The 7,110-nt window shown below is 70.2% G+C and carries 8 protein-coding genes; all 8 read left to right on the top strand.

Annotation, left to right across the window (positions count from 1 at the left end; all coding sequences use genetic code 11):
* The first annotated feature begins 208 nt into the window (after nt 1-208).
* The 8 genes from HMPREF3159_RS00785 (at nt 209) to HMPREF3159_RS00760 (ending at nt 6,734) form a co-directional block, all read left to right on the top strand.
* Nucleotides 209-562, top strand: coding sequence for a hypothetical protein (locus HMPREF3159_RS00785; RefSeq protein WP_070499114.1), 354 nt, complete (start codon nt 209-211; stop codon nt 560-562).
* 56 nt (nt 563-618) lie between these two features.
* On the top strand, nt 619-861 hold the full coding sequence (locus HMPREF3159_RS16895) for a hypothetical protein (protein WP_141748008.1): 243 nt from the start codon (nt 619-621) through the stop codon (nt 859-861).
* Between the two features lie 108 nt (nt 862-969).
* Nucleotides 970-2,952 (top strand): hypothetical protein, encoded by a 1,983-nt coding sequence (locus tag HMPREF3159_RS00780; protein WP_070499113.1) that lies wholly within the window; start codon nt 970-972, stop codon nt 2,950-2,952.
* A gap of 111 nt (nt 2,953-3,063) precedes the next feature.
* Nucleotides 3,064-3,630 carry a hypothetical protein gene (locus HMPREF3159_RS00775; protein ID WP_070499112.1) on the top strand — a complete coding sequence of 189 codons (567 nt, stop codon included), beginning with the start codon at nt 3,064-3,066 and terminating at the stop codon, nt 3,628-3,630.
* A gap of 155 nt (nt 3,631-3,785) precedes the next feature.
* A complete protein-coding gene (locus HMPREF3159_RS00770; RefSeq protein WP_070499111.1) occupies nt 3,786-4,556 on the top strand; it encodes a ParA family protein in 771 nt (256 codons plus the stop codon).
* Complete coding sequence (locus HMPREF3159_RS00765) at nt 4,556-5,155, top strand: hypothetical protein (protein ID WP_070499110.1); 600 nt, start codon at nt 4,556-4,558, stop codon at nt 5,153-5,155. The genes HMPREF3159_RS00770 and HMPREF3159_RS00765 overlap by 1 nt, the downstream gene beginning before the upstream one ends.
* The gene (locus HMPREF3159_RS17300) at nt 5,152-5,295 is read left to right on the top strand and encodes a hypothetical protein (RefSeq protein WP_168165356.1); all 144 of its coding nucleotides are present in this window, start codon (nt 5,152-5,154) and stop codon (nt 5,293-5,295) included. Before HMPREF3159_RS00765 ends, HMPREF3159_RS17300 begins: the two co-directional genes overlap by 4 nt.
* Before the next feature lie 515 nt (nt 5,296-5,810).
* Nucleotides 5,811-6,734 (top strand): hypothetical protein, encoded by a 924-nt coding sequence (locus HMPREF3159_RS00760; protein ID WP_070499109.1) that lies wholly within the window; start codon nt 5,811-5,813, stop codon nt 6,732-6,734.
* Nucleotides 6,735-7,110: the final 376 nt, after the last annotated feature.

Genomic DNA, 7,110 nt, shown 5'->3' with positions numbered 1-7,110 from the left:
GCGAAACAAGGGAGCTTGCGACCGCGTCGGAGAAGTTCTCGCCCGCCGCGGGTCGAGCGCAGCGAGCCGGGTTGCGGAACCGCCCGAGGTGGCAGCGTGGTCTGCTCACCGCCCAAGCCCTGGCAGGAGCCCGCACATCGCAATCGCCCATCCCCGCACGGACCCCAAGTCACCCACTCCGCAGCAGCGGCATGAACAGGCATTGAGCATGGACCCCCAGGACCGAGTACACGACGGCCACCGCGCCACCGTTCACGAGCTCGTCGACGCCCTGCTCGAGCACGCACGCGCCGAGCACCCGGACATCGCCGACTGGAGCGTGACCCTGAGCCAGAGCGAGAGCCTGCTCGTCCCCCGGCACTCCGACAAGCTCTTCCGCGTCATCGATGGCGTCCCCGGTTACTACAACGGCCACGTCTACCGCGACGCGCTCGTTCGAGGCGTCCCCGGATGGCCCGCTGACTGGATCGCTCTAACCACCATCGCCAGCGACGCCACCTACTACGGACGCATCACCGACGGCACGATCACCACCCACACCCCCTGGGAGGCCGAATCATGACCGCGACACGCCTCAACCACGTCGCTGTTTCGCGAAATCTGTGTAGTGTTGCCCCTATGGAGAACAAGCACGCCAAAGTGGGACGGCCTTCGAAGGGGCCACGCCGCACCATCGGTGTGCCTGTTCCTATGCCTCTCGCCGATCGCATCGCGCGGATCAAGGAGCTGACAGGCAAGACCATGGGCGAGATCGTCATCGAAGTGCTTGAGCGCCACGTTGACGAGCTCGACCCGGCAATCTACGAGGTTGGAGCAGCTCAGCCTCGCATGGACCTTGACGAGAGCGAGAGGACCGCATAAAGACTTCGCCCCCGAACCTGTTGGCGCAGGTGCGAGGGCGATTCAGAAGTCTTCGGGAGTCAGTTGCAGCTGACGACCCGGGGAGAACCAGCAAGGAGGTTCATCAAGTTGTACCCCCAAGAGTACGGGGGTCGCGTCGTCGTAGGCAAGTACGACACCACCGGTGTGTCTCGCGCCGCCTCCGACGCCACCCTCTCCCCCACCGACACGTGGCGACTGTGCCTCGAGCTGCTGAACCAGCGACCGCTGATCCGCCTGGCGGAGCGCCGCAGCACGAGCGTCGCCTTCCCGCGACGTCTCGGCCGAAGGGTCGAGCGCTTCACCGAGGCGCCGCCCTCGCAGCCCGTCGCGGTCCACGTCTACGACGCCCAGGGCCGCACCCGGTTCCTGCCGCTGGACTTCGACGCTCACGACCGCACCGAGGACCAGATCGCCGCCGTCGAGGACGACGTCGCCACCGCGGCCGCGCTGCTGGACGAGTGCGGCTTCAACTACCTCATGGACCGGGCCCACGGCGGCGCGCACATCTACGTCCTGCTCGAGGAGCCCCTCGGCGCCCAGGAGGCGCACTCGCTCGTCCTCGCCCTCGGCCGGCGCCTCTCCACGCTCGACCTCAAGCCCACCAGCAACGTCAGCGACGGGCTGATCACCATCCCCGGCAGCGCCCACAAGCGAGGCGGCCACCGGGAGCTCGCACACGACGCCGACGCGGCACGCGCGATCGCCGCCGGCCCCCACTCCCCCACCAGAGCCCTCACGCGCCTCCGTACGGCCCTGGCGGACGAGCTGCGGGCACTTCTCGAGGAGGACCGTGAACGCGGCGCAGAGCGCCGCACACGGGCGCGTGAGGCTGGCTCGAGCGATCCGATCGCCGACGCGATCCCCGACGAGGAGATCCGCCCCGTGCTCGTGCGCGGCATCGGCCGCCACATGAGCACCGCGTGCACCGACCTCGCCCAGCGCGGCGACTGGCGAGCCCACGGCTACCCCAGCGCGTCCGAAGCCCGGCGCGCGGTCCTCATGTCTGCGATCGCCACCGGCCTCACCGAGACCGACGTCCGCGCCCGGATGCTCGGCGAGGAGCCCCAGTGGCCCGGCCTGCGCTCCCTCCTCGAGCACAAGCATGGCGACCGCCTCCGCGACGAGTACGCCCGCGCGGCCGCCGAGATCGCCCGCCGCGAGCGCCAGAAAAGCGGCCGGGTCATCGTGACCAGGGACGATACTGCCGTCAGTTCTGACACTAGCGCCACTACACACACCCGGGGCGGGGGGGATTCTCCTTCGGTGCACGACACGTACGGCGTGATCCGCTCATGGATCACGCTCGTCGAGCGCTACGCCGCCAGCGAGTACCCCGGGGCTCGAGGCTGGGATTACCAGATGGCACTGCGCGCCCTCGGCCAGGCCGCCAGCACAGTCGGCTCCACCGTCACCGCGATGGGAGTCCGCTGGCACTCCGTGGCCGTCGGTGACTCTCGCACCGGTGCTGCCGCCGTTCTGTGCGCCCTCGCGGCCGAGGACGACCCGTGGGTGGTCCTCGTCGCCCGCGGTCGCGGGATCTACGCCGATCAGTACGAGCTGCGCATCCCCGACCGCCACGCCGCCCTCGTCGACGAGCTGCAGTGGCGACCCGGGAAGACCCAGGCCGTCCGCCCCCTTTTCACCGTGCTCGGCAAGGCCACCGGGCTCTTCTTCGAGGCCGTCGAGCGTGGAGCCACCTCGCGCGCACGCATCGCCCTGGTCACCGGCCTGAGCGACGACGCCTATCGCGACGCCCGCGACACCGCCCTCGCCTACGGCCTGATCGCCGGCAACGACCGCGACGGGTACGAGCTCGCGGCCGACGACGCCCGCCTCGAGCGCCTGGCGCAGCAGCTCGGCGCCATCGAGGCCCGCGTACGCCGCATCCACCAGCACCGCCGTGAGCGAGCCGACTACTGGGCCAAGCTCGAGCAGCTCCGTCGCGAACGGCCCTGGATCCGCGTCGTCCGCGACGTCGACGAGACCGATCCCGAGGTCGAGGAGACCCTCGCCCAGATGTACCTGGACTCGCTCGAAGAGCCACCGGGCGAGGCCCGGGAAGCGAGCTAACACCACCTGCACTACTCGCACTCTCGCCATTACTTGCACTGTATGCACTAGTGCATATAGAGTGCCGAGTGCAGATAGTGCAACGAGTGTTTTTCCTCGACAGGAGGACCCATGTCCATCCCCACGCGACTCGCGATCGACGGACTCGCCGTTCGCGCCTACGGCCGCCTCGACCTCCTCGAGACCCGACTGGTCCACATCCTCGGATCCCTGGACCCCACCCCTCACGGCACACGCGTCGCCGAGCACGCGGCGCTGGCCGTTGTCGAGCACAGCGATAGCTGCGTGCTGCTCCACGACGGCCCCGGCATCGCCGGGGCCGCGCTCGACGCGCTCACCCTGAGCGCGCCCGACCGCGCAGTCGTGATTGCCCGGCGCGGCGTCACGCAGTGGCACGAGACGCTCGCCTCGAGCGGGGCCCTGGTGCTTGAGGGGCCCGCCAGCCTCCTCCTCGCACATCTCGCCGACGCGGCGCTCGTCATCGAGCAGGCCCACTCCGCCCTCCCCCACTCGCCACGCATCGCCTGCGTGCCCGGCCCGATCTTGACCGCCGCCACCGCAGGATCCAACGCGCTTCTGGTGCGCCCCGATGTCGAGATCGTGCCCGAGCTCGACCAGTGGGCGCGACGCCTCCGCTACGCCGCGCAGCGGCCCCGTCAGTACCAGGTCGCCGACTAGTCATCCCGCTAATGCACCAATCGTGCCATGTGCATTACACGCACTGTCTAAGGCGAGTGCATCGCGCCCCACCTGCTCGGGCACACTGTGCACCGACTGCACGGTTCGCACTAGTGCACACAGTGCTATAACCTGTTTCCACCGAGAGGAGCCCCATGGCCGTCTACACATGCGCCCTGCCCAAGGGTGGGTCCACCAAGACCAGCACCGGAGTCGAGATCGCCCTGGCCCTGGCTCGCCGCGGCTTCCGCGTCCTCGCCATCGACCTCGACCAGCAGGGCAACCTGTCAACCCGCCTGGGGATCACCCAGGAGACCCCGATCGAAGCCACCGCCGCCGAGGTGCTGGACGCCTCCGCCACCCTGCGGGAAGCGGCCGAGCCGGCGCCGACCGCGCAGGGCGTCGACGTGATCGTCGGAGCCCACGACCTCACCGCCCTCGAGGAGCAGCCGCCGCCCGACCTGGTCACCAGCCTGCGCGACATGCTGCCGACGGTGGGGGAGCGGTGGGACCACGTCGTCATCGACACACCTCCGAACGTTGGCGCTCTGACCATGGCAGGACTCGCGGCCGCCGATCATGTGATCGTCAGCCTGCAGGCTGCCACCGAGGCATACGACCAGCTCGACCGCCTCGAGGCCGTGATCGCCGAGCGCCTGACGCGTCGCATCCGCCCCGGGCTGCAGATCAGCGCCGTCGTCCCGGCCATGGTCGACTCTCGCCGCCTGCTCGATCGGGAGATCCTCGAGCTCCTCGCGCAGCGCTACGGCGATCGCGTCACGCCGCCCGTGCGGCAGGCCGTCGCCGTGCGCGACGCCTACACCGCAGGCATGGGCGTGAGCGTCTACGACCCCGACAGTGCGGTCGCGGCCGACTACCGCGCCGCGACCGATCACCTACTCACCCTCACGATGGGAGCCCACTGATGGCCAAGCCCAAGCGACGCAGCCTCTCCGAGCGCAACGCCGAGGCGATCGCCGGCGTTGTCGACGACGCGTCAACCCGTGAGGAGGGGGGAGCGGAGCAGACCCCCACGCCCCAGCAGCCCGCATCGACTCCGGCAGAGCGCCCCGCCGCCGCGAGTCCCGCGCCCCCGGCCTCCGAGGAGCCCACCCGCCGCAGCAGCGTTTACCTCACGCCGGATGACCTGCGTGACGTGCGCTCGGCGTACATCGTCGACTTCGACCACCGGCCCGGCTCGCCGGGAAGCTTCGGCCTCTGGGCCGCCGGCGCCATCGGCGAGCTCGCCGCCCTCACCGTCGAAGAGCGCCAGGCCGTTCGAGAGAGCCTCGGCCCCGCCGGCGCCGGCGCAAACCGCTCACAGCAGCTCCTCGTCCCCGACGACGTCGCGGACGCTGTCGGGGACGCCATGCGTCAGGACCGGCTCGCCGGCGTCGTCGACCGCTCCCGCAGCGTGTTCTACAGCTACGCGCTGCGCTGGCAGGCCCAGCAGGCTGCTCGCCGCGCCGGCATGACGGCGCTGCCCGAGCCTCCGGCCCGCCTCCCTCGTCTGGATCTGCGATGAGCCCTTCCGACTCGCACAGCGGAGCACGAAGCACTGTCGAGGACGCCCTGACCCTCCTCCTGCTCGACCCTGAGCAGGAGGAGGCGAAACTCGACGTGGCGCGCTTGGACTTCGGGGAGATCCCGGACGAGCTGCGCTGACCGCTCGCGCCTGGGCTCCCGCCCGGGCGGGCCTCTTATCCACTGTGTGCACTACCTGCATTAGGCGCACTGCCGGTGCTCTGAGGCCTTCACCGCGGAACTCGCGATGCTCGTGCTGCTCCTGGAGCACGACGTGCTCCATGGAACGGCGCGAGCGGCTTCGCCACTATCGCACGCACCGTGCTCGTTCATCTGCTGAGGCCCCGCTACGCGGGCTTGAGCTGTGCGGCGTCCAAGGCTCCGCTGCGCTCCGCACGGCCGCCACGCCCTGGCTTCCAGCGTGGTCACCTAGCTGCTGCTGCAGGACCTCTCATTCTACTCCGCGGGGGGCCCCGAGCTGCAACCCACGCTCCAGGTCAGAGGGACTTTTTACCTTCGCAAGCTCAGGCGAAAAAGTCCCCCTAACCCTCCGCTCTTCGGGGTTGCAGCCCACCCCGCTGCAGAGTCCCCAAAGGGAAGGTCCCGCAACAGCGGGGTCGCCAGGCGCTCGCGCGCCCAACCCGAAGGAGCACACCATGGACATCACTCAGCTGACCGCCGCGCAGTTCGCTGCGTACACGCTGACCTCTCTCGCCGAGCCGCTGCCGCGAGGATTCATCCTCGCCGGCACCGGCGAGAACGGCATGTCGGCAACGTTCGGCGTCGACCCCGACGCCGACTACCCGCTGGACCTCTCCGCCGCAGCGTTCCAGCCTCTCTCCACGCAGGACGTCGTCCTCACGGTGGTCCACGACCACGGCCTCGAGCTCGCCGCTCACGACGCACACACCGTGCTCCGCCGACTCGCCGGCCTGCACTTCGCGGCCGTCGTCCTCTGCTCCGGCGACTACCTGATGGAGCTGCCGGGGGAGAAGCGCACAACGCTCGCTGCCGCGATCGCCTCGCTCCCCGCCGAGCTCGGCCGACCGACCGAGCTCGAGGTCTGGGCACGCACTCGCTCGCGAGACTTCGAGCCGGTGGACCCCGCCACCGACGAGGTCGACCTCGACGAGCTCCTCGAGCCGTGGATCCACGCCGTGGTCACCGGTCGCCGACCCGACGAGAAGCTCGTCGCGGAGATCGCCGCAGCGATCGCCGACGGCACGGCACGGGACCGCCTCCTGCTCGCCGCCGTCCGCCTCGGCTTCGCCGAGCTGGACGACGCGAGCGGCGACAGGGATGTGCTTGCTGCGCTGCTCGGAACCCGCAGCCGGCCGCAGGGCGGCCAGCTCACCCGCGCCGCGCTCGTCGCGCAGTACGTCGGCGCACACACCACTGACGCGTCGGCGTCCGCGGTGCTCTACGCGATCGCCAGCCTCCTACTGTGGAGCGAGGCCCGGGCCCGCGCGGCGCTCCACGCCGCCGAGACGGCGCTGCTGCACGATCGCTCGTGCTCACTCGCCAACACGGCCTTCGCCGTCGTCACCAAGCTGACCTACCCGACCTGGTTCGTCGGCTGACACGGCCACAGTGGGGCGGGCGCTACCGCCCGCCCCACTCGGCCCGCGCCCCGAAAGGGCGCGGGCCTTCCCGTGCTGCGCACGGGAGCGCGCTTCGCGCGATGGGGGAGGGGCGACCCGGGCTGCCTTGCGAGCATTATGCGCAGACGCTCCGCGCCTGCGAGCTGCCGCTGCGGACATCCCTGGCCGCCCCTCCCAACGCACTCGCATCCGCTCGTCCTCACTCAATGCACTGCGTGCACCATCTGAACCACTTGTCACCAGCTGTCGCTGCCGACTGATGGAGGCCGACGTCGTCGGCCACTCACCTCGAGACGGGCCCGCCCGCCTCGAGGCCCATAGATTTCCCGTCCTCCTGGGCTTTCCACTATGACCC

This window comes from Brachybacterium sp. HMSC06H03, from assembly GCF_001807385.1.
GTDB classification, from domain to species: Bacteria; Actinomycetota; Actinomycetes; order Actinomycetales; family Dermabacteraceae; genus Brachybacterium; species Brachybacterium conglomeratum.
This window is presented reverse-complemented; position numbering and strand designations above follow the sequence as displayed.